General features: G+C 67.5%; 23 protein-coding genes. 4 read left to right on the top strand and 19 right to left on the bottom strand.

Features of this window, described 5'->3' with window-relative positions:
* Positions 1–124: 124 nt before the first annotated feature.
* The 6 genes from ACTDXD_RS24805 to ACTDXD_RS24780 all read right to left on the bottom strand — a co-directional run bounded on the left by ACTDXD_RS24805 (position 125) and on the right by ACTDXD_RS24780 (position 8852).
* Positions 125–1297, bottom strand: a complete 1173-nt coding sequence (locus ACTDXD_RS24805) for a metallophosphoesterase (RefSeq protein ID WP_440124824.1) — start codon at positions 1295–1297, stop codon at positions 125–127.
* A gap of 2 nt (positions 1298–1299) precedes the next feature.
* Complete coding sequence (locus ACTDXD_RS24800) at positions 1300–3012, bottom strand: substrate-binding domain-containing protein (protein WP_440124823.1); 1713 nt, start codon at positions 3010–3012, stop codon at positions 1300–1302.
* Between the two features lie 208 nt (positions 3013–3220).
* On the bottom strand, positions 3221–5404 hold the full coding sequence (locus ACTDXD_RS24795; protein ID WP_440124822.1) for a malate synthase G: 2184 nt from the start codon (positions 5402–5404) through the stop codon (positions 3221–3223).
* 90 nt (positions 5405–5494) lie between these two features.
* A complete protein-coding gene (locus ACTDXD_RS24790) occupies positions 5495–6412 on the bottom strand; it encodes a 3-methyladenine DNA glycosylase (RefSeq protein WP_440124821.1) in 918 nt (305 codons plus the stop codon).
* Complete coding sequence (locus ACTDXD_RS24785; RefSeq protein ID WP_440124820.1) at positions 6409–7509, bottom strand: hemolysin family protein; 1101 nt, start codon at positions 7507–7509, stop codon at positions 6409–6411. Before ACTDXD_RS24785 ends, ACTDXD_RS24790 begins: the two co-directional genes overlap by 4 nt.
* Positions 7506–8852, bottom strand: a complete 1347-nt coding sequence (locus ACTDXD_RS24780) for a hemolysin family protein (protein ID WP_440124819.1) — start codon at positions 8850–8852, stop codon at positions 7506–7508. Before ACTDXD_RS24780 ends, ACTDXD_RS24785 begins: the two co-directional genes overlap by 4 nt.
* A 190-nt stretch (positions 8853–9042) precedes the next feature.
* Here ACTDXD_RS24780 and ACTDXD_RS24775 point away from each other — a divergent pair, with 190 nt between their 5' ends.
* Complete coding sequence (locus tag ACTDXD_RS24775; RefSeq protein ID WP_440124818.1) at positions 9043–9699, top strand: class I SAM-dependent methyltransferase; 657 nt, start codon at positions 9043–9045, stop codon at positions 9697–9699.
* Here the strand turns inward: ACTDXD_RS24775 and ACTDXD_RS24770 are convergent, their stop codons facing one another.
* The 7 genes from ACTDXD_RS24770 to ACTDXD_RS24740 all read right to left on the bottom strand — a co-directional run bounded on the left by ACTDXD_RS24770 (position 9700) and on the right by ACTDXD_RS24740 (position 16998).
* Positions 9700–10584 carry a DMT family transporter gene (locus ACTDXD_RS24770; RefSeq protein WP_440124817.1) on the bottom strand — a complete coding sequence of 295 codons (885 nt, stop codon included), beginning with the start codon at positions 10582–10584 and terminating at the stop codon, positions 9700–9702.
* Positions 10585–10597: 13 nt separating this feature from the next.
* The gene (gene gndA / locus ACTDXD_RS24765; RefSeq protein ID WP_440124816.1) at positions 10598–12049 is read right to left on the bottom strand and encodes an NADP-dependent phosphogluconate dehydrogenase; all 1452 of its coding nucleotides are present in this window, start codon (positions 12047–12049) and stop codon (positions 10598–10600) included.
* 56 nt (positions 12050–12105) lie between these two features.
* Entirely contained in the window at positions 12106–13056 is a 951-nt protein-coding gene (locus tag ACTDXD_RS24760; RefSeq protein ID WP_440124815.1) for a M56 family metallopeptidase, read from the bottom strand.
* A gap of 13 nt (positions 13057–13069) precedes the next feature.
* Positions 13070–13471 carry a BlaI/MecI/CopY family transcriptional regulator gene (locus ACTDXD_RS24755; protein WP_169690176.1) on the bottom strand — a complete coding sequence of 134 codons (402 nt, stop codon included), beginning with the start codon at positions 13469–13471 and terminating at the stop codon, positions 13070–13072.
* A 52-nt stretch (positions 13472–13523) separates the two neighbouring features.
* Entirely contained in the window at positions 13524–14333 is an 810-nt protein-coding gene (locus ACTDXD_RS24750; RefSeq protein ID WP_440127784.1) for an ABC transporter ATP-binding protein, read from the bottom strand.
* 92 nt (positions 14334–14425) lie between these two features.
* Positions 14426–15559, bottom strand: coding sequence for a FecCD family ABC transporter permease (locus ACTDXD_RS24745; protein WP_440127783.1), 1134 nt, complete (start codon positions 15557–15559; stop codon positions 14426–14428).
* Positions 15560–15564: 5 nt separating this feature from the next.
* Positions 15565–16998 carry a FecCD family ABC transporter permease gene (locus tag ACTDXD_RS24740; protein ID WP_440127782.1) on the bottom strand — a complete coding sequence of 478 codons (1434 nt, stop codon included), beginning with the start codon at positions 16996–16998 and terminating at the stop codon, positions 15565–15567.
* Positions 16999–17208: 210 nt separating this feature from the next.
* Here ACTDXD_RS24740 and ACTDXD_RS24735 point away from each other — a divergent pair, with 210 nt between their 5' ends.
* Together ACTDXD_RS24735 and ACTDXD_RS24730 are read left to right on the top strand one after the other, a co-directional pair.
* Entirely contained in the window at positions 17209–17952 is a 744-nt protein-coding gene (locus ACTDXD_RS24735; protein WP_440124814.1) for a hypothetical protein, read from the top strand.
* Between the two features lie 221 nt (positions 17953–18173).
* Positions 18174–18623 carry a PaaI family thioesterase gene (locus ACTDXD_RS24730; protein ID WP_440124813.1) on the top strand — a complete coding sequence of 150 codons (450 nt, stop codon included), beginning with the start codon at positions 18174–18176 and terminating at the stop codon, positions 18621–18623.
* 18 nt (positions 18624–18641) lie between these two features.
* Here ACTDXD_RS24730 and ACTDXD_RS24725 read toward each other — a convergent pair whose 3' ends face one another.
* The 5 genes from ACTDXD_RS24725 to ACTDXD_RS24705 all read right to left on the bottom strand — a co-directional run bounded on the left by ACTDXD_RS24725 (position 18642) and on the right by ACTDXD_RS24705 (position 23417).
* A complete protein-coding gene (locus ACTDXD_RS24725; protein WP_440124812.1) occupies positions 18642–20087 on the bottom strand; it encodes an NAD(P)/FAD-dependent oxidoreductase in 1446 nt (481 codons plus the stop codon).
* Positions 20088–20222: 135 nt separating this feature from the next.
* On the bottom strand, positions 20223–21278 hold the full coding sequence (locus tag ACTDXD_RS24720; protein WP_440124811.1) for a tyrosine-type recombinase/integrase: 1056 nt from the start codon (positions 21276–21278) through the stop codon (positions 20223–20225).
* Between the two features lie 90 nt (positions 21279–21368).
* Positions 21369–22151: a pentapeptide repeat-containing protein gene (locus ACTDXD_RS24715; protein ID WP_440124810.1), complete on the bottom strand. Its 783-nt coding sequence runs from the start codon at positions 22149–22151 to the stop codon at positions 21369–21371.
* Between the two features lie 374 nt (positions 22152–22525).
* Positions 22526–22663, bottom strand: a complete 138-nt coding sequence (locus ACTDXD_RS24710; RefSeq protein ID WP_440124809.1) for a hypothetical protein — start codon at positions 22661–22663, stop codon at positions 22526–22528.
* Positions 22664–22814: 151 nt separating this feature from the next.
* The gene (locus ACTDXD_RS24705) at positions 22815–23417 is read right to left on the bottom strand and encodes a TetR/AcrR family transcriptional regulator (RefSeq protein ID WP_440124808.1); all 603 of its coding nucleotides are present in this window, start codon (positions 23415–23417) and stop codon (positions 22815–22817) included.
* 72 nt (positions 23418–23489) lie between these two features.
* Here ACTDXD_RS24705 and ACTDXD_RS24700 point away from each other — a divergent pair, with 72 nt between their 5' ends.
* Positions 23490–24599 (top strand): FAD-dependent oxidoreductase, encoded by a 1110-nt coding sequence (locus ACTDXD_RS24700; protein ID WP_440127781.1) that lies wholly within the window; start codon positions 23490–23492, stop codon positions 24597–24599.
* Positions 24600–24849: 250 nt separating this feature from the next.
* On the opposite strand, the gene ACTDXD_RS24695 is transcribed toward ACTDXD_RS24700, so the two are convergent.
* Positions 24850–26334 carry a dihydrolipoyl dehydrogenase family protein gene (locus ACTDXD_RS24695; RefSeq protein ID WP_440124807.1) on the bottom strand — a complete coding sequence of 495 codons (1485 nt, stop codon included), beginning with the start codon at positions 26332–26334 and terminating at the stop codon, positions 24850–24852.
* Positions 26335–26381: the final 47 nt, after the last annotated feature.

The following is a 26381-nucleotide window of genomic DNA, read 5'->3' as shown; positions in this document are numbered from 1 at the left end:
TTCGAAGTTGAAGCATTCCGTACTATACGGAATAGCAAAATATACAGAATATCACCCCTTAGTAAACACGGAATCTCCCCTCTAAAACACACAGACGAAAGGTCCGTCTCGAGCAGCGGCGCAGCTACTTCTGTGTGACGAGCTCAAGAATAGAAACTTCGGGCGGAGTTGCGACGCGGACCGGCGGGCCCCACGCACCGGCGCCTTGTGACGTATAGATTGCGGTGTCGCCGAAGTGGTCCAGCCCGGTGACAGTGGGATTCGCAGCAGCGACGATGTATCCCAGGGGCCACATCTGGCCGCCGTGTGTATGTCCGGACAGCTGAAGGTCCACACCGAGATCCTGTGCTTCGAAGACGTGTTTCGGCTGGTGTGCGGCCAGAAGAACGAAGGTCTCCGGAGACAGCCCGTCGATGGCTCGGGGCAGATCCGCTGCATCCGGTGCGGGAGCAGTGTAGTCGTGCACGCCTGCCAGTGCGATCTGCTCGCCGTTGTGCGTCACGAGGACGTTTTCGTTTCGCAAGGTCTTCACACCCAGGGTTTCCCAGTGATCGAGCCAGGACGAGGCGTCGTCCGAGTAGTACTCGTGATTGCCACTCACTCCGTAGACCCCGAGAGGGGCACGAAGCTCGACGAGGGGCGCGAGGTCGTCGCCCACCAGCTCGATGGTGCCGTCGGCGAGATCCCCGCCGAGAACGATGAGGTCGGGTCGCTGTTCGTTGACCTGATCGACGACTCCCCGCACGAACCCGGCGCCCCGCGCCGGACCGACGTGCAAGTCGGTGATCAAGGCGACGCGGATGCCGTCGAACTCGTCCGGAAGCCCGGGCAGGGCGATGGTGGAGTGAACGAGCCGTGGATTGGCTGCCTCGACCAGACTTCCATAGCCGATCGTGGCGACGGTGGCGGCAACGAGAGAGCCCGTTGCGATCCGGAGTGCACGGCGTGGTGGTGGTAGGTGCGATGAGCCGGGTTCGTCCGAGGGGGACTTGCCACTGCGGAACCGTCGCACGAGCCGTGCCGCTAGGCAGAAAGCGCCGATGACGAGGAGCCCGAAGATCAAGTAGAGACCTGCGGCGAACCAGCTGTAGCCGAGGAAGCCCAGCGGACGTGCCCATGCGGGGTCGAGAACAGTGCCGGTGACGGACGCGACCAATGCGGTCGCGAGTAACGCTACGAGGACGATATCGGCCGTCAGTGCAGCTCTCCCGGTGAGGCCTGGCGCTCGTACGAGGCGACGGTGGAGCCAGTAGGTGATGAGGGCGAGGAACGTCCCCGCGACGAGTAGTCGGATCACGGTCAGGAGGTGAGCTTTCGGAGTAAGGCGGTCAGATCGTCGTTCGCGATGGTGGCGAGCGTGGAGTACGACCCGCCGGTGCGGTCGGTGAGGTCTTGCAGTGTCTCGGAGTCGGTGACATCGTCGCCGAGTACGACGATGTCTACCCGGACCGGTGATGCGCTGTCGGTGAGCTCGCTGATTCCGTCGAGAAGCTCTTCGCCTGTACCCGTGCTGGAATCGACGTCGGTGTTCATCTCGTCGCCGTCCAGGCTCTCGTCGTCGCTGTCGAGGATCACGAGCACCGAGTTCGGTCTGGACGGATCGTAGTTGTCGACGGCATCGGCGTATGCGGCGAGGATCGATTCGTACACCGGCGCAGTCTCGGTGGGGATGACGGCGTCGAGTGCAGAATTCAGCGCCGCACGCTGCTCGCCGGTGAGCGCGTCGCGAGCAACAGCGACTCGGGAGGGCGATGTGTCGTCGAAGACATGTATCCCGAAGATCGAGGAGTTCGGGGAACGGCGGAGGACGTTCTCTATTGCGGTCGCGGTGTCGTCGAGTCGGGTGGTACCACCTGCTGCGGTGGCGGCCATGGAGGTGGTGGTGTCCACGAGCACGGTCGTTTTGACAGGCTGTTGGGGATCGAGGCGGATGTCGAGGAGCGCGTCGCCGGCGGATGGATCTGCCGGGGCGAGGACATCGGCGACCGGCGCGAATGCGAAGTCGGATCGATCGGGGGAATCACCGTCTTGGTTCCGGAATCCGGCATCGATGAAGCGTCGGGCCTGGTCGGGGTTGCGCACGTAGTCGATGAACTGTCCGGCGGCCCGGGAGAGTGTTTCGTCGATCCAGGGGGTGCTCGGGACCACTGCTGGGAAGTCGGCGATGGGCGTGGCACCTGCGGGACGGAATCCGGCGAGGTCTGCGGCGGTTCCGTCGGTGACTGCGTCGTGCAGTTGTTTTTCTGCCACGGGCACTGCGTGGATCGGGGAGTCGGGGGCGGTGTTCGTGGCGAGTGCCGTGAGCGCGTCCGCGGTGGAGGGGCCTGCCGCGATGTCGAGTGCGTCGGCTCCGAGCGCGAGTTCGGTGATAGCAGTCACGACGTCCGGTGACCGCGCTTCGTCCTGGGTCAGTGGTCCTGCCCCGGTGGTGGCGACGGCTTCGAGGGCGGGCAGGGTGGCATCGCTGCCTGTTCCGGTGGGCAGTGCCATGCGCAGAGATTCCCAAGGGGCCAGGCCGAGTGCGCCGAGGGATCCGGGGACGGACTGCAGCGACGGTAGGTCGCGCCAATCGATCCCGGCCGTGGTGAGTCCGTTGTTCAGGGCTGCGGGGGTCGCGAGCACGATCGGTGAGGTGGCGAGGGATCGACGTTGTCCGCTCGCGCTCGAGCCCGCGCGGTCGGCGGCGCGGGTGTCGATGGGGACCCAGAGAGCGGGTTCGGGTCCGAGTTCGGGGTTCCAGGTGCCGTCGGCGAGGGTCGCGGCGGCCGTGGTGGATTCGGTGGAGGTGACGTGAGCGGTGACGCAATAGTCGCGGATGACGGGTGCGACGTCGGTGTTCCACGTGTCGGCGAGGTCGGCGAGGGTGGGGGCAATGAGCGGGTCGGCGGCGATCCGGAGTTCGACGTCACCTTCGACACAGGTCCTGGCTGCTTCGGTGGCCTGTTCGTCGATTCGGTTGCGGAGTTGGAGCCAGCCGACGATGCCGAGAACCAGGAGGGCGACCGCGACCACGGAAACGACGATGCCTGTGCTGACTCCACGTGTTCCACCGGATCCGCGATGTCGAGCCACTTGGTTTCTCGCCTCGTTTCGTTGTGGTCGGGCCCCAGCAGTCTAGTGAGGTGTCGAGGGTGCCGGTCCATGCCTGCCCCGGTGGTGTGACGATGGGCCCCGATCCACGCGGATCGGGGCCCATCGCTCCTCCTTGGGGGTGCCGGGGTCAGGCGCCTGCGGCCTTGTACTCCCGGCGGCGACGGTGCAGGATCGGCTCGGTGTAGCCGCTGGGCTGCGTGCCACCTTCGAGGATCAGTTCCTTCGCGGCCTGGAAGGCGATGTTGGTGTCGAAGTTCGGCGCCATGTTCCGGTAGGTGGCATCGCCTTCGTTCTGACGGTCGACGACCGGAGCCATCCGCTCGAGGGCGGCGACGACGTCATCTTCGGTGACGACACCGTGGCGGATCCAGTTCGCGAGGAGCTGGCTCGAGATGCGCAGCGTCGCGCGGTCTTCCATCAGTGCGACGTCGTGGATGTCGGGAACCTTGGAGCAGCCGACACCGGCGTCGATCCAACGGACCACATAACCGAGGATGGACTGGCAGTTGTTGTCGAGTTCTTCGCGTTTCTCGGCGTCGGACCAGTCGGTGCTCTCGGCGAGCGGGATAGTGAGGATGTCGTCGACGGTGGCGCGGGGCGCGCCCTTCAATGCGTCCTGCACTGCGAAGACGTCGACCTCGTGGTAGTGGGTGGCGTGCAGGGTGGCGCCGGTCGGGGACGGGACCCACGCGGTGTTGGCGCCGGCTTTGGGCTGGCCGATCTTCTGCACGAGCATGTCGGCCATGAGGTCGGTCATGGCCCACATGCCCTTGCCGATCTGTGCCTTGCCCTGCAGCCCGGCGGCAAGTCCGGTGTCGACGTTCCAGTCCTCGTACGCGGCGATCCACTTCTGCTGCTTCATGGCCGCCTTGCGCACGACGGCGCCGGCCTCCATGGAGGTGTGGATTTCGTCGCCGGTGCGATCGAGGAAGCCGGTGTTGATGAACACGACGCGCTCGGAGGCGGCCTCGATGCAGGCGGCGAGGTTGACGGTGGTGCGGCGCTCCTCGTCCATGATGCCGACCTTGAGGGTGTTGGCAGGAAGGCCGAGCACCTGTTCGACGCGGCCGAACAGTTCGGTGGTGAAGGCGGATTCCTCGGGGCCGTGCTGCTTGGGCTTGACGATGTAGATCGAGCCGGTGCGGCTGTTGGCCAGGGCGCCGTGTGCGTCGTCGGTATGCAGACCATGGACGGCACAGAGGCTGGTGATCAGGGCGTCGAGGATGCCTTCGGGGATTTCGTTGCCGTCTGAGTCGAGGATGGCGGGGGTGGTCATGAGGTGGCCGACGTTGCGCACGAACAGCAGGGAGCGGCCATGCAATTCGAGGTCGTTGCCGTCGATACCGGTATAGACGCGGTTGGCGTTGAGGGTGCGGGTGAGGGTCTTGCCGCCCTTGTCGAACGACTCGGTCAGATCGCCGCGGTTGAGTCCGAGCCAGTTTCGGTAGCCGAGGGTCTTGTCGTCGGCGTCGACGGCGGCCACGGAGTCCTCGAAGTCCATGATCGTGGTGACGGCCGATTCGAGGACGACGTCCTTGACTCCGGCGGCGTCAGTGCCGCCGATGGGAGAATCCGCATCGATCTGGATGTCGATGTGCAGGCCGTGGTTGCGCAGCAGTATCGAGGTGGGGGCGCTCGGTTCGCCGAGATAGCCGACGAGCTTGTCGGGTTGTGCGAGTTCGGTGACGGTGCCGTCAGCGAGCGTGACCTTCAGTGCGGTGCCGTCGATGATGTAGTTCGTCGAGTCGGCATGACTGCCTGAGGCGAGAGGTGCGGCCTTGTCGAGGAAGTCGCGTGCCCAGGCGATGACCTTGTCGCCTCGGACCTTGTTGTAGCCTGCGGTCTTCTCCGCGCCGCCCTCTTCGGAAATGGCGTCGGTGCCGTACAGCGCGTCGTAGAGCGAACCCCACCGGGCATTGGAGGCGTTGAGCGCGAAGCGGGCGTTGAGGATCGGCACCACGAGCTGCGGGCCTGCGGTGGAGGTGATCTCGCTGTCGACTCCGGCGGTGGTGACCTCGAAGGGCGCGGGCACGGGGACGAGGTAACCGATTTCTTCGAGGAAGGCCTTGTAGGCGGCTGCGTCGTGGGGCGTTCCGGCGCGGTCGCGGTGCCAGGTATCGATCTTGGCCTGAAGGTCGTCGCGCTTGGCGAGCAGGTCGCGGTTCTTGGGGGCGAGCTCTTCGACGATCTTGTCGGCGCCGGTCCAGAACGCCTCGGCGTCCACTCCGGTGCCGGGGAGCGCCTCGTTGTTGACGAAGTCGTAGAGCACCTTGGCGATCTGCAGTCCGCCGACGGTCACGCGTTCAGTCATTACCCTCACTCTTTCCGGTTGCTGTGCGCCCGGTGTTGTTGCGTTCCGGGAGCCGCACGAAAATTCACCAATTATGTTACCCGCCGGTAGCTAGGGGCGTACGTCGGTTCGGCGCGCGCGCAGGGCGGTGCATCGTTCGAGCAGGTCCTGTCGCAGGTCCGCGGCGCGAGAGGTGAGCGCCGACTGCTCGCGGACGTACTGTGCGCGTCCGGCGGCAGTCTCGATCGTGATGGGCGAGTAGCCGTAGTCGCCCAGATCATACGGGCTCGCCCTCATGTCGAGTTCGCGTGCCACGGCGGCGTGCCGGAAACAACGCAACAGCAGGTCCGAATCCACCAAGGGGGAGAGCTTGTAACACCACTTGTAGAGATCCATCCCCGCATGTAGACACCCGGGTTGCTCGCGATCGAGTTGGGTGTCGCGGGTGAGGGGTTCGAAGTTGCGAGGCGCGGCTTCCGGGGTGAAGAACCGATAGGCGTCATAATGACTGCAGCGCAGCTGCATTGATTCCACCACCGCATCCGTTCCGGCGTGACCGAGCCGCAGCGGCACCGCCGAATGCCGCACATCGTCACTGCTCGTGCGGTACACCATCGCCCATTCGTGGAGCCCGAAACAGCCGAGCTGAGCGGACCTCGAACCAGTGCGAGTCAGCAGATCGGTCACGAACTCGACGGTGCCGGACCGACGCTCGAGGGTGTCGGAGCTCACCCGGACCCCGGGCGTGCCGTCGATGACGACCCGCTCGTAGGCGGGATGGTTTCGGTATTCGCGACCCGCCCCGAGCAGAACGGTGCCGAATCCGGGGTGCCACCGCCGCAGCTGAGCGGGCCGGTGACTGTAATACGTGAACAGGAAATCGTGAACGGGATGTTTCTCGTGCGCCGCGCGCCGGCGCAGATACGCGGCGAGCAACTCGTCGACCTCGTGTCGATGTCGGTCGCGGCGCGCGGTCCATTGGCTCTCGGTGAGGATCACCTCGCGGTGGGCGGTCGGGGTCTCGGTCACTCGGGTGTGCCTCCTGTGCGTTTCCCGGGAGTGGGATCGGTGATGCGGTGGGTGGCGTCGCGGACCGTGCCGACGAATTCTTCGACCAGGTCTTCGAGGGCGACGATGCCGAGCGTGGCGCCGGTGTGGTCGACTACGCAGGCGAGGTGGGAGCGGGCGCGGCGGAGCTGGGACAGGGCATCGTCGAGTGCGGTGTCGAGCGGGAGCGGCGGGAGCGGTCGGATGGTGCCTGGTGGAATCACGGTGTCGGGGCCTGCAGTGTGGTCGTGGACGAGGTCGAGGATGTCCTTGACGTGGAGGTATCCGGTGTAGTCGCCGGCGGCAGTGCGCGTGGGATAGCGCGAGAACCCGGTGGTGGTGACGGCCAGTTCGATGGCGCCGAGGGCGACACCGGCAGTGGTGGCGGGCACGGTACGGACATCGTCGACGGGGATGAGGACGTCGGAGACGGTGCGTCCTCCGGTGTTCAGTGCGTGGGTCAGGCGGCGGTGTTCTTCTTCGTCGATCAGGCCTTCGGATCGTGATTCACCGATCATCTCGGTCAGTTCACCTGCGGTGACGGTCGCGTCGAGTTCGTCTTTGGGCTCGATACGTGCCAGTCGCAACGTGATGTTGGCGCACCAGTTGTAGAAGGCGATCAGGGGGCGGGCGGGGCGCATGAACTGCAGGTGGATCGGGACGAGGAGCATGGCGGTGCGTTCGGGCCCGGCGATCGCGATGTTCTTGGGCACCATCTCGCCGAGCAGGATGTGCAGTGTCACCACGAGCGTGATCGAGACGGCGAACGCGATGGGGTGCAAGAGTGGGGCGGGGAGGCCGATCAGGTGGAGTGGGCTCTCGATGAGGTGAGCGATGGCGGGTTCGCCGACGCGACCGAGGAGGATCGAGCAGATCGTGATGCCGAGTTGGGAGCCGGCGAGCATGAGGGAGAGGTGTTCGCCGGCGGTGATGACGGTGTGGGCACGCTTCTTGCCTTGGGCATGAAGCGCTTCGAGTCGGTCGCGCCGGGCGGTGATGAGGGAGAATTCGGCGCCGACGAAGAAGGCGTTCCCGGCGAGGAGAAGTATGGTCAGGGCGACGGCGAGCAGGTCGTTCATGGCTGCTCCTGACCCGGATCGTCGTGGCCGGTGGGGGTCAGCAAGAGACGGTCGATGCGGTGTCCGTCCATCTCGAGGACGCGGGCGAGCCAGGGGGACTCGTCGCGGTCGCGGGCGGGGAGCGGAATCTCGTCGTGAACCTGGGGGATACGACCGAGTTCGGTGAGGATGAGTCCGCCGATCGTCTCGTAGTCGCCGTCGGGAGCACGGTAGCCGGTCAGTCGTGTGACCTCGTCGATGCGCAGGAGCCCGGAACACGCCCACCCCTTGTCGAATGGCAGGGCGGCGGGTTGTGGTTGGTCGTGTTCGTCCCGGACGTCTCCGATGATCTCCTCGACGAGGTCTTCCATGGTGACGATCCCGGCGGTGCCGCCGTATTCGTCGGCGACGAGGGCGACCTGCATTCCGTCGGCGCGGACGCGTTCCATGACGGTGTCGCCGTCGAGGGTCGACGGCACGATCGGCACTCTTCGGGCGAGATCCCGGACTGCGGTGGTGCCGCGTCGGTCGGCGGTGACGGTGAACGCGTGTTTGACATGGACAACGCCGAGCGTGGAGTCGAGATCGGCATCGATCACCGGGAATCGGGAGTATCCGGTGCGTGAGGACAGTTCGATCAGGTCGAGGACGGTGTCGCGGTGATCGAGGCATTCGACGGTCACGCGCGGGGTCATGAGGTCTTCGGCAGTGCGTTCACCGAAGCGCAGCGAACGGTCGACGAGGCGGGCTGTGGATTCGTCGAGGACACCGCCTTCAGCGGAGGCGCGTACGAGAGAGCCGAGTTCCTGAGGGGAGCGTGCTGAGCGCAATTCTTCGGCGGGTTCGATGCCCAAGCGTCGCACGATGCGGTTGGCGGTGCCGTTGAGGCCGTTGATGGCCCAGCGGAAGACCAGCGAGAAGCCGGCTTGGAGGCCGGCGGTGGTGCGGGCGGTGGCCAGGGGCCGGGAGATGGCGATGTTCTTCGGGACGAGTTCACCGAAGATCATGGAGAACGACGTTGCGAGGACGAGCGCGACGATCAGGGACAGGGTGCTCGCAGTGTTCTCGGACAGCCCGATGGCACCGAATACGGGGTCGAGGAAGCGGGCGAGGACGGGTTCGGCGAGGTAGCCGGTGATCAGGGTGGTGATGGTGATGCCGAGTTGGGCACCGGACAGCTGGAACGAGAGAGTGCTGTGGGCGTGTTGTACCTGGCGGGCGCGGGTGTCGCCGTCCCGGGCGTGTGCTTCGACGGTGCTGCGTTCGAGGGCGGTCAGGGAGAACTCGGCAGCGACGAACAGTGCGGTGCCTGCGGTGAGTGCGACGAAGCCGAGGAGGCTGAGGATGGACAGGGCGACGGACATCAGTGCCGCTCCGGGGTGGCGGCGGATTCGGCCGGGGGCGTGCCGATAGTGGGTGCCGCGGGCACCGTGTTCCTCTCGTCCGGCCCGGGATGGATGGTCTGGTCCCGGACGGTGTGGTGAAAGTGGTCATTATAATTCGGGGGTCGTGGGCTGTCTCGTGCTGCGGTGCAGTGCATAGGGTGGGGCGTACGTGGCTCGCAGTGGGCGGCCCGATCGAGGAGGTGGGACGTTGGCCGAGCGCATTCGAAGCCAGTGGGAGGACATCACCGCCGCGGATCCGTCGCATTCGACTTGGTATGTCGAGCGTTTCCGCACGATGGCGGCACAGGGTGAGGACATCGTGGGCGAGGCCCGGTTGATCGACGCGATGTTGACGCGGGGTGCGCGGGTGCTTGATGCGGGGTGTGGTCCGGGCCGGTTGGGTGGCTATCTGCACGGGGTGGGGCATGTCGTGGTGGGGGTCGATGTCGACCCGGTGTTGATTGCGGCGGCCGAGGAGGATTATCCGGGCCCGACGTGGCTGGTCGGCGATCTGGCCGAGTTGGATCTTCCGAGTCGTGGTGTGTCGGCGGAATTCGATGCGATCGTGTGTGCGGGCAATGTGATGACGTTCTTGGCACCGGCGACGCGTCGGGCGACGTTGGCTGGGTTCGCGCGGCATCTGGCGCCGTCGGGGCGTGCGGTGGTGGGGTTCGGTGCGGGCCGCGACTACGACTTCGCGGAGTTCCTTGCTGATGCCGCAGCCGGAGGGCTCACTCCGGAGCTGTTGCTGTCGACATGGGATCTGCGCCCGTTCGCGGAGGATTCGGATTTCTTGGTTGCGGTGTTGTCGCGGTCGGGGAACTGATCAGGACCGAGTGGGTTTGATCGTTGCGGTCTCGTCGGTCACCGGTGTGGTGACGGTGCGGGCGAGCGCGAGCGTGGTTACGGCCATGACTGCGACCGCGATGGCGGTGGCGATGAGGCCGAGGCCGTCGGTGTCGAGGTGTTCGCCGAGCACGGTCATGCCGAGGGCCGCGGCGGCGAGCGGTTCGGCGATCGTCAGTGTGGGGAGGGAGGCTGTGAGCGGCCCGGCTTGGAAGGCGCGTTGCTGCAGGTACATGCCGGTGAGTCCGGCGGTGATCACGGTCCAGACCTGCCACGAACCGAGAACGGTGGGTAGGCCGTGTTCGATCAGGTCGGTGACATGTTTGGTGAGGGCCGCCGCGACGCCGTAGAGGATGCCTGCGGCGGTACCGAGCAGCATGGCGCGGCGTCTCGGCGTCCCGGGGGCGGCGCCGAGTGCGGCGGCGCAGGCGGCGACGGTCAGGGTGATCGTGAGAGGCAGTGCCCATCGGGTGGCGGCAGCGTCGATGTTTCCCGCGGTGGGATTGCCGGCGATCAGGAACATGGCCAACGCGATGCACAGGGCCGCGGCGAGCAGGAGGGTGCGGTGGTCGGGTCGTCGTCCTGTGTAGTAGGCGGAGATGGGGATGGCGAACAGCAGCGACGAGACGAGCAGGGGTTGCACGATCAGGACGGTGCCGAGCGCGAGGGCGAGAACTTGGAGGGTGTAGCCGCCGCCGTCCACGGCCAACGCCGCCCACCAGCGGGGGCTGCGGATGAGAGTGCCGACGAGTGGGCCGGAGGTGGGAACGGCGGCGGCGGTGCGTTGCTGGGCGACCATGCTGACAGCGACCAGCAACGCGGCGGCAAGTGCGCACGTCACGGATGCTGCCGCGGTGCCGGTCATGGTCGGGGGCGGGTCAGGCCTGGACTTCGCTGTGGTCGCCGCTCCACAGGGTGTGGAACTTGCCGGGCTTGTCGGTGCGCTCGTAGGTGTGTGCCCCGAAGTAGTCGCGTTGGCCTTGGGTGAGTGCGGCGGGGAGACGTTCGGCGCGCAGTCCGTCGTAGTAGGACAGGGAGGAGCCGAAGGCGGGGATGGGGATGCCGAGGGTGGTGGCGGTGACCACGACGCGTCGCCAGCTGTCGATGCCGGCTTCGATCGCGTCGCGGAAGTATGGGGCGAGGATCAGGCTGGGCAGTTCCTGATCGGCGTCGTAGGCCTCTTTGATGCGGTTGAGGAACTGGGCGCGGATGATGCAGCCGCCGCGCCAGATGGTGGCCATGGCAGCGCGGTCGATGTTCCAGCCGTATTCGGCGCTGCCTGCCGCGATCTGGTCGAAGCCCTGGGCATAGGCGACGATCTTGGAGGCGTAGAGGGCGGCGCGGATGTCTTCGGTGAACTGGGCGGCGTCGGTGGGTGCGGCGCCGAGGGTGCCGGTGGCCAGGTTGCGGGCTGCGGCACGTTGGGTGCGGGAGCCGGACAGTGCGCGGGCGAAGACGGCTTCGGCGATGCCGGTGACGGGGATGCCGAGGTCGAGGGCCGCTTTGACGGTCCAGCGGCCGGTGCCTTTCTGTTCGGCGGCGTCGACGATGACGTCGACGAGGGGTTTTCCGGTGGTGGCGTCGGTCTGGCGGAGCACTTCGGCGGTGATTTCGATGAGATATGACTCGAGGGTGCCGGTGTTCCAGTCGGCGAATACGTCGGCGATCTTCGCCGCGTCGTAGCCCAGTGCGTCGCGCAGCAGGTGATAGGCCTCGCCGATGAGCTGCATGTCGGCGTATTCGATGCCGTTGTGCACCATCTTGACGAAGTGTCCGGCGCCGTCGGGGCCGACGTGGGTGCAGCAGGGGGTGCCGTCGACCTTGGCGGAGACGGCTTCGAGGAGGGGGCCGAGTGCGGCGTAGGACTCGGCGGGGCCGCCGGGCATGATGGACGGTCCGTTGAGGGCGCCTTCTTCGCCGCCGGAGATGCCTGCGCCGACGAAGTGCAGGCCGCGTTCGCGCAGGGCGGCTTCGCGGCGGATGGTGTCGGTGTAGAGGGCGTTGCCGCCGTCGATGATGATGTCGCCCGGTTCCATGGCGTCGGCGAGTTCTTCGATGACGGCGTCGGTGGCGTCGCCGGCCTTGACCATGATCAGGACGCGGCGGGGTTTTTCCAGGGCGGCGACGAAGTCGTCGATCGTTTCGGTGCGGACGAAGGTGCCGTCGCTGCTGTGTTCGGCGAGCAGGGCGTCGGTTTTGGCGATGCTGCGGTTGTGCAGGGCGACGGTGTAGCCGTGGCGGGCGAAGTTCCGGGCGATGTTGGACCCCATGACGGCCAGGCCGGTCACGCCGATCTGGGCGAGGGGGGTCTCGGTGCGTTCGACGGTCATGGGTACAGCTTCCCCCGAAATGGGGCGCGATCGAAATCGAACGGGTACGAGGTGTGTCAGTGGGTGAACAGGCGGGTCAGTTCGGTGAGCCAGGGGACGGCGACGGCGACGGTGGGGATGACGAGGATCGCGGCGGCGGCTATGTAGGCGCACGCGGAGATGGTCAGGTCGGGGCCGGGGGCGGCGAGTCGCTGTACTCGCAGCAGGGTGGAGGGGCCGCCGACGGCGAGGGCGCCGGTGGGGGTGCGGGCATCGGCGCAGGTGATGAGGGCACGGGCCAGGGGGGCGGGGCCGGTGCGGCGGACGGCGGAGTCGTCGGCGAGCATTTCGACGAGGAGTTGCACGGAGCCGAGGGCGGAGCCGGAGCGAACCCATCGGGGGAACGCTTCGTAGACGGCGGTGAATGCTTCGAGGATCAGGTCGTGGCGGGCGCGCAGGTGGGAGTGTTCGTGGCGCAGGACGGCGCTGAGTTCGTCGTCGTCGAGGTTGTCGAGGGTGCCTTCGGAGAGGACGACGCGGTGCCGGATGCCGGGTAGGCAGTAGGCGATGGGGTCGGCGCTGTCGAGGATCCGTACGTGGGGGAGGGTGCGGACGGCGGAGGGGTTGTCGCGGCGGTCGAGGAGGTCGACGAGCATGCGGTGGCGGGCGCGGCGGCGGCGGGTGCGGACCCCGACGCGCAGGATCGAGTAGATCAGGCGGCCGCCGATGAGCAGGGTGAGCATGAAGACGACGACGTAGGTCAGCCACAGGGGTAGTCCGAGCGCGTCGATTTCTTCGAGGGGGCCGGTGGTGGGGCGGCCGTCTTCGCCGGGGACCAGCAGGAGCGCGGCGATGGCGAGCCCGGAGCTGAATGCGGAGAGCACGGCGGCGAGAGCGACGGCCTGCCACAGGACGAGGGCGGCTCGTGGGTTGCGGTGTGGCCAGGTGGCGCGGGCGAGGAGCCCGGGCACCGGGCCCGCGAGGAGAAGCGCAAGTATGCCGAATACGAGCGCTGTGGTCGCATTCATGTAGTCGAGTGTGTCAGCTTGCGCGTCCGGGGGACCGGTCGGTGCTGTGTTGGGCTTCGAGTTCGGCGAGGGCGGCGCGCAGTGCGGCTGCTTCGTCGGCGCCGACGCGGCCGACGAAGTGGACGAGGGCGGCGGTGCGTCCGGCGGTTTCGTCGGCCTGGTCGAGGGCGTCGACCATGAGGCCTGCGACGAGTTCGTCGCGGCCGTGTACCGGGAGGTAGCGGTGGGCGCGGTCATCGCGTTGCTGGATGACGAGGTTCTTCTTCGCGAGGCGTTGAAGGACAGTCATGACGGTGGTGTATGCGAGGGAGCGTTGGGCGGAGAGGCCTTCGTGGACCTGTCGCACGGTTTGGGGTTCGGTGGAGGACCACAGGTGGTCCATCACTGCTCGCTCGAGTTCGCCTAGTGCTGCCATACCGTGATTCTACGGAGTCTCCGACATTTGTGCGTACTACCTAGGGTCGTAGCTATTCGGGCGGGGTGTCGCCGCCGACCGTGCCGTAGACGTGGCGGGTGCCGATGGGCACGATCAGGGGTCGGCCGGAGACCGGGTCGCTGATGACAGAGGCGTCGAGTCCGAACACGTCGCGGAGCAGTTCGACGGAGATGACTTCGGTGGGAGGGCCGGAGGCGATGACCTTGCCGTCGCGCATGACGACGAGGTGGTCGCTGTAGCGGACGGCGAGGTTGAGGTCGTGGAGCACCATCACCACGGTGCGGCCGAGTTCGCTGTGGAGTTGATCGACGAGGTCGAGGACCTCGATGGAGTGTGCGAGGTCGAGGTAGGTGGTGGGTTCGTCGAGCAGCAGGATGTCGGTGCCTTGCGCGAGGGCCATCGAGATCCAGGCGCGTTGGCGTTGGCCACCGGAGAGTTCGTCGACGGGGCGGTCGGCGAGGTCGGCGATGCCGGTGCGGGCGAGTGCGGTGGATACGACGTCCTCGTCGTCGCCGGACCATTGCCGCATCCACGACTGGTGGGGGTGGCGGCCGCGGGCGACGAGGTCGGCGACGGTCAGTCCTTCGGGGGCGGTGGGTGCTTGGGGGAGCATGCCGAGGACTCGGGCCACGTCGCGGGTGCGCATCGTGGTGATCTTGCGGCCGTCGAGCACGACGTGTCCGCTGCGAGGTTTGAGGAGACGACTCAGTGCACGCAGCAGTGTGGATTTGCCGCAGCCGTTGGGGCCGATGATGGTGGTGATCACGCCGGTGGGGATCTCGAGGTCGAGGTCGTCGACGATGAGACGGTCTCCGTAGCCGAGTGCGAGATGTTCGGCGATGAGTCGTGAGCCGGTGAGGTCGGTGGCGCCGTCGGCGTGTGTGTCGAGGCGGTGTGTGTCGAGGCGGTGTGTGTCGAGGGGCTGGGTGGGGGTCACACGGACACCTTCCGGTTGGAGCGCACGAGCAGGTACAGCAGGAACGGGCCGCCGAGCGCGGAGGTTACGAGGCCGACCGGCAGGGAGACCGGCAGGATGGTGCGGGCGATGATGTCGGCGCCGACGACGAGTACGGCGCCGGTCAGCGCGGAGGCGATGATCGGGGGTCCGGCGGAGCGGACGAGGCGGAGCGCGACCTGGGGTGCGGCGAGTGCGACGAAGCCGATGGGTCCGGCGGCGGCGGTGGCGATGGCGGCGAGCGCGCAGGCGGCGACGAGGAGCATGCCTTGCTGCGATTGCAGGCGGATCCCGAGGGAGCGGGCGGTGTCGTCGCCGAGGCGGAGGGCGCCGATGGTGAACGAGGCGATGATCGTCCAGGTGCCGATGACGGCGAGGGCGATGCCCGCGGGGATGACCTGACTCCAGCTGATCCCGTTGAGGGAGCCCGTGAGCCAGACCTGGGCGCGGGAGACGTCGTTGATGTCGGCGGAGACGAGCATCCAGTTGGTCAGGCCGATCAGCATGGCGTTGGCGCCGATGCCGATGAGCACGAGCCGGAATCCGTCGACGCCGTTCTTCCAGGCGAGCAGGTAGATCACGGTGGCCGTGAGCAGACCGCCGGCGAGGGCGGCCAGGGGCAGGCCGAGGGCTGCGAGGACTCCGACGATGGTGCCGCCGCTGGTGACGACGATCAGGGCGACGGCAGCGGCGCTGGCGCCGGCGGTGATGCCGAGGATGTCGGGGCTGGCCAGGGCGTTGCGGGACAACGACTGGGTGATGGCTCCGGAGACGGCGAGAGCCGCGCCGACGACGAGGGCGCCGATGCCGCGGGGGAGTCGCAGGTCGAACACGATGAACCGGTCGAGTCGTTCGCCGCCGCCGAAGAGAACTTCGAGGACTTGGGGGACGGACATGGGGTAGTCGCCGCGACCGAGTCCGATGCACAGGAGCAGGAATGCGGCGACGGCGAGCAGGAGGCACACCAGCACCGGGCGTCCGCGCCATACGACGGAGAAGCGGCCGAGGCGGAAGGCGGGGCGGGCGGGGACGGCGGTGGAGCGCTGGACGGGGGTGTGGCGGCGGCGTTCTCGGCCGGTGGTGGAGGGCGCCGCGGGGTCGATCTTCGTCAGGTCGGTCACAGCGACACCAGCTTCCGGCGGCGGACGAGGGCAATGAAGAACGGGGCGCCGACCAGGGCGAGCACGATGCCGACCTGGAGTTCGCCGGGGCGCACCACGATGCGGCCGATGACGTCGGCGAGGACGAGGAGCACGCCGCCGAGCAGGCCTGCGTAGGGAACGAGCCAGCGGTAGTCGGGGCCGGTGACGGCGCGGGCGATGTGCGGGACGATCAGGCCGACGAACGCGATGGGCCCGCACGCCGCGGTGGCGGCGCCGGTGAGGATGGTGATCACGGCGATGCCGATGACGCGGGTGAGTGCGATGTTGGTGCCCAGGGATCGGGCGACGTCCTCACCGAGGCTGAGCACGTTGAGGCCCGGGGTGCTCGCGAGGGCGATGAGGAGGCCGACGACGATGAACGGCAGGACCTGCCAGAGCACGTCCATGCCGCGGCCGGCGACGGATCCGACGACCCAGAAGCGGTAGCCGTCGAGGCTGGTCTGGTCGAGCAGGACGACGGTTTGAATCATGGCCTGGAGGAAGAAGGCGACGGCGGCGCCGGCGAGGGCCAGGCTCAGGGGGCTCGAGCCGCCGTTGCCGATGGAGGAGAACCCGAACACGATGACGCTGGCGAACAGGGATCCGGCGAACGCGAACCACAGGTATTCGGCGGGGGTGCTGGTGCCGAGCAGGTAGATCGAGAGTACGACGAACAGTGCGGCGCCTGCGTTGATGCCCAGTAGCCCGGCGTCGGCGAGCGGGTTGCGGGTGTGGCCTTGGATGAGGGCGCCTGCTACGCCCAGGGCGATGCCGACGAGCAGTCCGAGCAGGGTGCGGGGGATGCGCAGGGAGTGGATGATCACGTCGGTTTCGGCGCCGTCGTTGACGAACAACGCGTGGAACACTTCGGTGAAGGTCATCGGTCGTGCGCCGATGGCGACGCTGGCGAGCAGGACCAGCACGAGCATCACGGCGAGCGCGAGCAGTCCCAGAAGTCGTCGGCGGCGGATCCCGGCGACGCTGGTGTCCGCGGGCAGCGGCGTGAAACCGTCGTCGGCGGCGGTGCGGGCCATGACGACCTCGGTGCGGCGGCGCAGCAGGGCGCGGCGGGGGCCGACGGGAGCGCCGGTGTCCGGGTCGCGGGTGATCAGGTCGGTCCAGGCTTTGCCGAGGCTTGCGCCGGTGCGGCCTTCCCGGTGGCCCCGGTTCCACAGCAGCACCCCGAGGGCGGCGGCCAGTGCGGCGCCGCCGAAGACGACGCGGTCGGTCTGTCCGCCGCCGTTGGCGTCGGCGAGGGTGTCGACCAGTAGTGCGCCGATCGCGAGGGGGATTGCGAGGAGCGCGAGATCCAGCAGTTCCGCGACGACGCGCCGGGCCGTGGTGGGCGGTTCGGTGCACTCGGTGGTCGTGGGTTCTGTGGCCGTGAGTGTGGGGGAGGGGGGTCGAATGATGGCCACGTGCGTGGTGCGCTCCTCGTGACGGCGTGCTCGGCTGGGTTTGGAGGTTAGGTTACGGAATCCTATTTCGGTCTGTCACGGGGCGGGTCCGCTCGGTGGGTGTTGGTTCGGTGCGGCGGGTTGCGCAATCCCCACCTCGAATGTAATGGTTAGCCTTACCTAAGCAAACCGCTGGGTTCCTGTCGACAAGAGAGGTGTCGGATGACGACTCTGCTGCTGCCACCGACCACCACCGCTCCGGTCCCCACGTTCGACGACCGGAGCATCCGCGCATTCGAGGACACCCGCACCCGCCTGCGGGCCCTTGCCGCGGGATCTCCCCGCGTCTACGCCGTGGCCTGTATCGACGAAGAGCCCAAGCGCCGCTGGTGGAGTCTCGGCAGTGCGGAACGCACCGAACGCGTCGAACTGCTCTACCGACGCTCCCTCGAGGACGTCGACGAACCGCGCATCGCCGCAGAGCAGGTCGCTGCCGCCCTCATTCACGCCGTGGTCGGCCGGGTCCTGGCACCACTCGCTCTCGAAGGGCGCGCGTGGGATCCCGGGCTCGACAATCTCTGGCTGCATCAAGACAGTGACGGCTGCATCGACTGGGCCGGTGTCGCCGACGACACCCTGCGCGTACTCCCCGGAGACCGGGCCGCCGCCGAGCGCGGGGTCGTGGTGCTGCCGTGCGAGCAGGCCCTGGCGGTGTGGACTGCCCATCGCGCGGTGACGGCCCTGACCGCGGTGCACGAGGCCGTGCAGCGATGCGCCCCGCTCGACGGCCCGCGCTTCTGGGCGATGGTCGGACGCACGATCGTCACCGGCGCATCGCAACTGCCCGTCCTCGGTGGCGCCTCCCGGCGCGACGCGGCGCGACGCGGCCAGCAACTGCTCGACGCGTTCGTTGCCGCGGGCCACCCGGTGCGAGGCCTTGTGGGATTAGGTCAGGCTTCCCTATAGTTGGGGGCGTGCAACACCGGACCGTGCCGGAGTCCTGAGGGCTGCAGCGACTCCCGGTCCATCCCGACGGCGGGCCTCGCGATCACCACGCGAGGCCCGCCGCTACGTTCGGACCGCTCGGATGGTTGCCGCACCGGCAGGCGAAAACCTCCATGCCCTACCATCGTTCGACGGCAACCGGCGACCCGGCCGGCCCCGATCGAGCAGGAGCACGCTTAGACATGACCGATCACTCCCTTCCGGATCCCGCCGCCGCCACCCTCGAAGAGATCACCACCTTCAACCGCGCCGGCTTCGGGACCGCACTCGGGCTCGAGTTCCTGGAAGTGACCGCCGACGTCGTGCGGGCGCAGTGGACGGTGAGCCCCGATCAGCATCAGCCCTACGGCATCGTGCACGGCGGGGTGTACTGCGCGGTGATCGAGACGATCGCGAGCATGGGCGGCGCCACCTGGTTCGGTGAGCGCGGCAACGTCGTCGGCGTCAACAACAACACCGATTTCCTGCGGGCCACCCGCGAAGGCATCCTCACCGCCGTCGGCACCCCCATCCACCGTGGCCGCACTCAGCAGCTGTGGCGGGTGGTGATCACCGACGAGAAGGAGCGTGTCGTCTCACAGGGGCAGGTGCGGCTGGCGAACATCGAGGACAGCGCCCGCATCGGGAACTGACGGCGCACGCCGGGGCGGTCAGCCTGCCGCTCGACGTGCCGCCGACGAGTCGCCTTCGTTCTGGGCAGTGTCCTTCCCGTCGGCGGCGTCCTTCCCGTCGGCGGTGCCGTTGCCCGCAGTGACGGAGTTCTCGTGGTGTCGTAGTCGCTCGATGGCGATCCGCGCGAACACCTGCTGCTCGGTTGCGGCCATCTCGTTACGTCCCGTCGAGAAGAACGCCTGCGCCCACGACAACAATGTCGACATCTTCGACGAGAACCCCACCAGGTACAGCAGGTGGATGAACAACCAGGCGATCCAGCCGAGGAACCCGCTGATCTCGAGCTTGCCGACTTTCGCAACCGCGCTGAACCGCGAGATGGTCGCCATCGACCCCTTGTCGAAGTACTTGAACGGGGCCCGCTGGGCCGGGGTCTGCCCCGCGAGGGAGGCGATGATCTGTTTCGCCGCGTACTTGCCCCCCTGCATCGCCACCTGCGCAAGCCCGGGAAGCTTGTCGAGCGACATCATGTCGCCGATCACGAACACGTTCGGATATCCCGGGAGCGACAGATCGGGCAGCACCTCGACGCGACCCGCCCGATCGATCCCGGCACCGGACTGCTCGGCCAGTTGCTGACCCAGCGGGCTCGCCGCTACGCCCGCCGACCACACCTTGCACTGTGATTCGAGACGTCGCTCGGTGCCGTCCTTCTCCTTGACCGTCAGGCCGTCCGCGTCGACGCCGGTGACCATCGCACCCAGCTGGATCTCCACCCCGAGGCCCTCGAGGGTCTTGCGTGCCTTCTTCGACAGCTTCCCGCCGTAGACGGGCAGCACGTCCGATGCCCCGTCGAGCAGAACCACCCGCGCCCGCGTGGAGTCGATATGACGGAAGGTGTCCTTGAGAGTGCGGCGGGAGAGCTCGGCGATCTGACCGGCCAGCTCGACCCCCGTCGGGCCCGCGCCGACCACCACGAACGTCAGCAACCGCGCTTGCTCCTCGGGGTCGTTCGACAATTCGGCCTGCTCGAAGGCGCCGAGAATTCGGCCGCGCAACTCGAGTGCGTCGTCGATCGTCTTCATGCCGGGCGCGAACTCCGCGAAGTGATCGTTGCCGAAATAGGACTGGCCGGCGCCTGCGGCGACGATCAGCGAGTCGAAGCCGGTGGTGGTGCGACGCTCCAGGAATTGGGAGGTGATCGTGCCGTTCTCGAGATCGATGTCGTCGACTTCCCCGAGCAGCACCTGGGTGTTCTCCTGTTTGCGCAGCACCATGCGCGTGGCCGGGGCGATGTCGCCGACCGAGAGGATGCCCGTCGCGACCTGATAGAGCAGCGGCTGGAACAGGTGATGGGTGGTGCGCGCGACCAGCGTGACGTCCGCGTCGGCGCGGGCCAGGGCCTGCGCGGCGAACAACCCTCCGAACCCCGATCCGATCACCACGACGCGATGACGAGCAGATCCCACCGATTCGACGCTCATGCAAGCTCCTTCGTTGATCTCGGTACAGCAGCGGTTCGACGGCCCAGCGTTTCAGCGCCCGTTTCAGCGCCCGTTTCAGCGCCCGTTTCAACGCCACTGCAGTTTCGATGCCACTGCGGTTCGGTTCCCAGTCTGTCAGCTCTCGCCGTCACTCACAGCGCGATCGGTGCCGCCGAGCAACCCGTACACCGGGTTGTGGCGGGCCGCGTGCCGCACCGCATCGTTCGTCGCCGAGGTGTAGATCTGCACGGTCTGCAGCGACCGGTGCCCAAGCAGTTGCTGCAACTCGACCATCGTCGCGCCGTTGTCGGCCAGCGAAGTTGCGAAGGTGTGCCGTAGCGCGTGCGCGAGCGCACCTCGTTTGCGTTCGGACTCGATACCCGCCCGCCGATACACCCGTCGCACCCGATACTGCAGGGTGCCGCGGGTGATGCGCTGCCCATCGGCGCCGACGAACAACGGATCTGCCGGTGTGTGCCGCTCCCACACCGGCAGGTCGGCGCGGTCGGCGAGCGCGGATCGCCGCAGCGTCGGAAACCTGGAATAGCGTTCCTGCAGGTAGGCAGAGACGATCGCCGTCCAGCTGTCCTCGAGGGGGATCTCTCGTTCGACCGCGCCCTTACCGTGCACGCGCAGCACCGGGGCTTCGAGTCCACCGAGGATGTGCCCGAGATCCAGTGAGATCAGCTCTTCCGTCCGGATGCCGGTGAGCAGCAGCGTCGCGACCAACGCCAGATCCCGCTGCGGCCAGTCCCGCGACGACCCGCTCGGGTGCTGCGCGTCGCGGGTCAAGGTGTCGACGAGTTGCCCGACGGCGGCCGGTTTGAATGCTTTCGGGGTGTGTTCGGGGCGTTTCGGCTGCGCGATCGAGGCCATCGGATTGCCTTCGGAGAGCCCCTCGGTGACGAGAAAGTTGCAGAAGTTGTTCCAGACCGACCACGCGCGACGCACCGACGCCGGTTGGCGTTCCCGCGCGAAGGCGGCGAACGCCGACCGCAACCCGCGGATCGTGAGATCCGCGATGGTCAGGGTGTCCGGTGCGGCACCACGCACCGCCGCGAGTGCGGCACACACCCCGTGCAGGTCCAGGCGGTATGCCTTGACGGTGTGCGCCGAGCGTTTCGCGGTCTGCAAGGTCTCCAGGTACGACGCGACCCAGTCGAGGAGGGGCGGTTCGTCCCGGCTCGTCATCGGAGCAGCCACCTTCCCGTGGTTGTCGTACGCTTGTGCGAATCCAGTGTGCCAGGAGGGGCCGACAGGTTCGGTGGGGCCGGTGGGTGCTCACCGGTCCCACGTCGGGCGCGGTACCCAATGCGGCAGTGCCGTGTCGTGGTTCCCGCGCGCCGAGGCGATCTGCGGACCGGTCAGGTACAGCGCCGACGACAGGTCGGCGCCGTCGAGTCGGGCGTCACGCAGGTCGGCGCCGAGCAGGTCGACCGCGCTCAGATCGCTGCCGCGCAGATCCGTGCCGATCAGGCACGCCCCGCGCAGATCGGCGCCGCACAGGGCGCGGCTGCGTAGAGACCGGCCGGCGAGGTCCGCGCCGGGGTGCAGTCGTGGATCGGGTGTGCCGGTGGCGTGATATGACGCGCGGATCACCTCACTGACGTCGACGAGCAGGTTGCGTACCTGCTCGTGCAGCGCGTCCAGGTCGAGAGCGACCAATTCGGATGCCTCGAGCCGGGTGAGTCCGGTGATCGTCTCGGCCAGTTCGGCGGCGCCGGCGATGTCGTCGGGGTCGAGGGCGCGGTCGGTGGCCTCGTGGAGATACCAGAGCATCTCGTGCAGTTGTTTCATTCTCGGGAACACTGCCCCGGTGAGGGGGCCGGGGACCCGTGCGGTGGCGGCTTGCCCGGCGCCGAAGCAGTCGAACGTGGTACAGCCACGGTACCCGCGCGCGGCCAGGACGTCGTGGATCGTGCAGCCGAAATCGGATGCGAGGTGTGCGCATGGTGTTCCGGCGGGCTTGTCGGTGGCGAAATCGGCGGAGCGGGAGAATCCGAAGACGGTGCAGCACAAGGCAGCACAGTTGCGGCAGTCGCCAAGTAGGTGGGTGCGGGGCATGGGAACTCCGAAGGGTGTGATCCGGTGGGAGGCGAAGCTGGGGAACCGGTCATGGTCCCCCTGCTCGGGGCACACGGAATCACCGCCGCGCGCAGGCGGCGTCGTTCACGATCGACGCGTGGCTCGAAGGTCACGCACAAGAATCGGTGTTCACTGCTTCGGAGAGTAGCAGGGCCTCGGCCCGGTTCCCGGACGCACTGGCAGCGGCATCCGTTGATGAGAGCCGGCAGCGCCCCCTCGAAGGGCGGGAGGCCACTGTGTCAGCGGATCGATTCGAGGAGCCGGGCATGGTCCTCGGCGTCGCCACCATGGCGTGAACATCCGCAACGCTAGGGTGCAATATGCCGGAAATTGTGCGTCGGCGGCGTATCCAGTCACCGCCGCCACGCATCATCTACCACGCCCTCACCGATCCCGATCGTGACCCGACTCGCCGGTGGTTGATCCTGCGTGAGAGCGAACAACGCCCGATGGTCGTGGAAGCTGTCGAGCCCGATCTGGGGTGTGGACATCTATCTGGCCGCGGCGTCCCGACGCTCGGAAGCGGTGCGTTGCATCGCCACCGAGTTTGCTGACGATCCGACGTTCGTGGTGCTGGACGGGCAACACACCCGCTACCGACTCGATGCGGCAGCGCATGCTGCCACGGCAGACTTTGCGGGCTCATCGCAGATGGGGATGCAGCGAACAACTCGCGTGTTGCGGGTCACCCGGAATATAACGGTCGATGACGGCGCGGATCACCGGACGAGACCACTGTGCGATCGCGTCGGGTTCCTCGGGTCCGAGAAGAAGCGCGGTGACCACGAGTCCATCGACGACTGCCCCGAGTTCGCTCGCAGCCTCGGGGGTAGCGATTCCGTGGGAAGCGAGCATCTGCGCCCTCCACCTCTCCGCCAACGCCCCACGCTCGCGCATCGTGACGCGAAGTTCTTCATTGTGAACAGCAGCCAAGGTCAGCTCCAGGCGAGCAAGCGTCCGAACACGTTCCTCGCCCAGCATGCGCACGACAGATCGAACGACGGCGTCGACGATGTCTTCTGCCGTCGAGTCCGTTTCGCCCAGCAGAGGTGCCTGTTCGAACTCGAGGAGGCGGTCGGTGCACCCACGCACCAATTCCACACGAGAGCGGAAGTAGTAGGTGGCGCTGCCCATCGGCAGCCCGGCCTCCGCGTCAACGGCTCGATGCGTCAGGCCGCGCATTCCGCTCGAAGCGAGGACACGTAAGCCCGCATCCAACAGGTCCGTGCGTCGATCGGACACCATCCATCCTCTCTACGTTTGTTGAGGTATGTTGGACATACTATCCCTCAACAAATGTAGAGACTGGAGGTCGTGATGAAGGTAATCGTCGTCGGGGCGGGCATGGCCGGATTGGCCGCGGCGGTGGGCCTCACGCAGGACGGTCACGAGGTGACCGTCCTCGAACGTGCCGAGGAAATCAGTCAGGCCGGCGCCGGAATAGGTGTCATGCCCAACGGAATCAGGGCCCTCGACCGCTTGGCGCTGGGCGACGCTGTCCGCGCCCACTTCGTACCCGGGGATGGGGACGGCACCACGCGAGACCGTGGCGGGCGCGCTCTGTTGCGCGTTCGAGACGCGGAGAAGGCCACGCCTGCAGTTGATCCGATTGTCGCGCTGCCGCGTCGAACCCTCGCCGGCATTCTGCGTGACGCCCTACCGGAAGGGACAGTGAAGAGTCCTGTCCATGTCACGAGCGTCGACGCTGCCTCCGGTTCCGTTGTGAGCACGACCGAGACCATGCACGCGGATCTCATTGTCGCCGCCGACGGTGCCCGAAGCCGTGTGCGCAGAATCCTTTTCCCAGGGCACCCCGGACTGAAGCCGTCAGGCCAGCATGCCGCGCAGGCGATTGTTCCGGACTTCACGCAGGACGTCTCGCCCATCATCGGTGAGATGCTCGACCACCGGTCGGGAGGCCGGTTCGGCACACTGCCGATGGCCGACGGAAGCATCTACTGGTACGCGCTCTGGGACTCGCGGCAGCAGGTGCCGAGCGATCCCTCCTCGCTTCTGCGGTGGTTGCGGTACGACCGGGCGGAGTGGCATCCGGCCGTGGGCGACCTGCTCTCCGCGACGGATCCGGAACGCATCCATGTCAGAGAGACAGCATCACTGGCCAGGCCTCTTCCGTCGCTGACTGTCGGGCGAGTTGCGTTACTCGAGGACGCCGCCCATGCGATGACTCCGGATCTCGGCCAAGGGGCAAGCCAAGCGTTCGAGGATGCCGTCGCGCTGATCGATGCGATCCGCACCAGCCAACACGACGTTCCTGTTGCACTGCGGCGCTACGACGCGGAGCGTCGCGCCCGCACGGCGAGAATGATTCTGCTCTCCCGACTGACCGGTCGCCTCTCATCGCTTCGAGGAGTCGCGGGCGCAACCCGCGACGCGGTCATGCGCCTTATGCCGGCCATGCCTGCTTGATGTCGAATGACGCGGACGCTGAGTGGCGCCGGACCCGCACTCAGAGACCTCGACATGCCCGACGCTACCTGCCTGCTGGTGCACCGTATCTGGTGAAGCCTCGCCGCGATGGCGACACCGGGTACGAGCGCTACAGCGGCGACGGGTATCGATTCGTTCAACGCTTCTGGCCCGGTTCGGGTCCACGGGTGCAGATTTCCGGGACATGTGAAGACAACGCCGATAGATAACCACTGCAAAGACCTTGGTATCAGGGGCGGCGGGTTTCGAGTAGACGCAGCCACACCTCACTGATGGTGGGGTAGGCCGGTACGGCATGCCACAGCAGGTCGAGGGGTACCTTTCCGACGATCGCGACGGTGGCGGCATGGACGAGTTCGGCGACCTCGGACCCGACGAACGTGGCGCCGACCAGCACGTCGGTGGTGCGGTCGACGACCAGCGCCGCGTGGCCGGTGAAGTCGTCGCGGTGCAGGGCGGCACCCGCGACGTCGATGTCGGCCTCGAGCACCTCGATGTCGAGTCCGGCGGCACGGGCCGAGTCGGCGGTGTGTCCGACGGCGGAGACTTCGGGGACGGTGAAGATCACCTGGGGGATCTGCTGGTGGTCGGCGCTCGCCCGGTACCGGGGGTCGTCGAGGGGCCGGTTCTCGGCGCGGGCGGCGATGACGTCGCCGCACACCCGGGCCTGGTACTTGCCCATGTGGGTCAGCGCGGCGCGGCCGTTGACGTCGCCGACGGCATACAGCCAGGCGCCGTCGACACCGTCGACGGTGAGATGGTCGACAGTGAGATGGTCGTCGACGGTGATCTTGCGGGCGTCGAGCCCTACAGTGTCGAGTCCGAGATGGTCGACGGCGGGTCGGCGGCCGGTCGCGACGACGAGTTCGTCGACTTCGAGGGTGGTGCCGTCGGTCAGTTCCACTGTGAGGGGGCCGCCGTGGATCATGCCGATGCCGGTGTCGCGGGCGTCGGGGCGGGTCACCGAGGTGACTTCGGTGCCGAACCGCACCTGCACGTCGCGGGTGCGCATCGCGGCGGCGACAGCGTCGGAGGCGAACGGTTCTACCCGCGCGAGCAGGCGGGCGCCGCGAACCACGACGGTGATCTCGTCGGCGCCGAGTTGTCGTAGCCACGTGGCAGTTTCGCAGGCGACGACGCCGCCGCCGAGCACGAGGACCCGGCGGGGGATCTGCTGCAGGTTCGTTGCGTCGCGGGAGGTCCAGGGCAGCGCCGCGCGAAGTCCCGGCAGGTCGGGGACGGTGGCGAGGGTGCCGGTGGCGAGGACGACGGCGTGGCGGGCGTGCAGGGTACGCGGGTGGTCGCCGTCGACGGTGACGGTGCGGGGCCCGGTGAGGTGGGCGTGGCCGCGGATCACATCGATGCCTGCGGCGTCGGCCCACAGTACTTGGGAGGAGTCGTCGTGACCGGAGGTGAATCGGTCGCGGCGGGTCAGGACGGCGGGGGTGTCGACGTGTTCGGTGGTGACGTGCTGCTGGACACCGGGCATGTGCGTGGCGGTGGTGAGGACCTGGGTGGGGCGGAGCAGGGCCTTACTGGGCATGCATGCCCAGTAGGAGCATTCGCCGCCGACCAGTTCGTGTTCGACGAGGGCGGCGGTGCGGTCGGAGCCGGCGATCGCGTACTGCGCGGCGTTCTCGCCTGCGGGGCCTGCGCCGAGCACGATGACGTCGAAGGTGTCGGTGGATGCGGAGTCGGCCGGTTCGGAACTCACGCGTTCTACGGTAGGCCGCTCGGGTGCGGGGCGGGGGTGGTTCGTCG

This window comes from Rhodococcus sp. SJ-3 (assembly GCF_051918125.1).
In the GTDB taxonomy this organism is placed as follows: domain Bacteria; phylum Actinomycetota; class Actinomycetes; order Mycobacteriales; family Mycobacteriaceae; genus Rhodococcus.
This window is presented reverse-complemented; position numbering and strand designations above follow the sequence as displayed.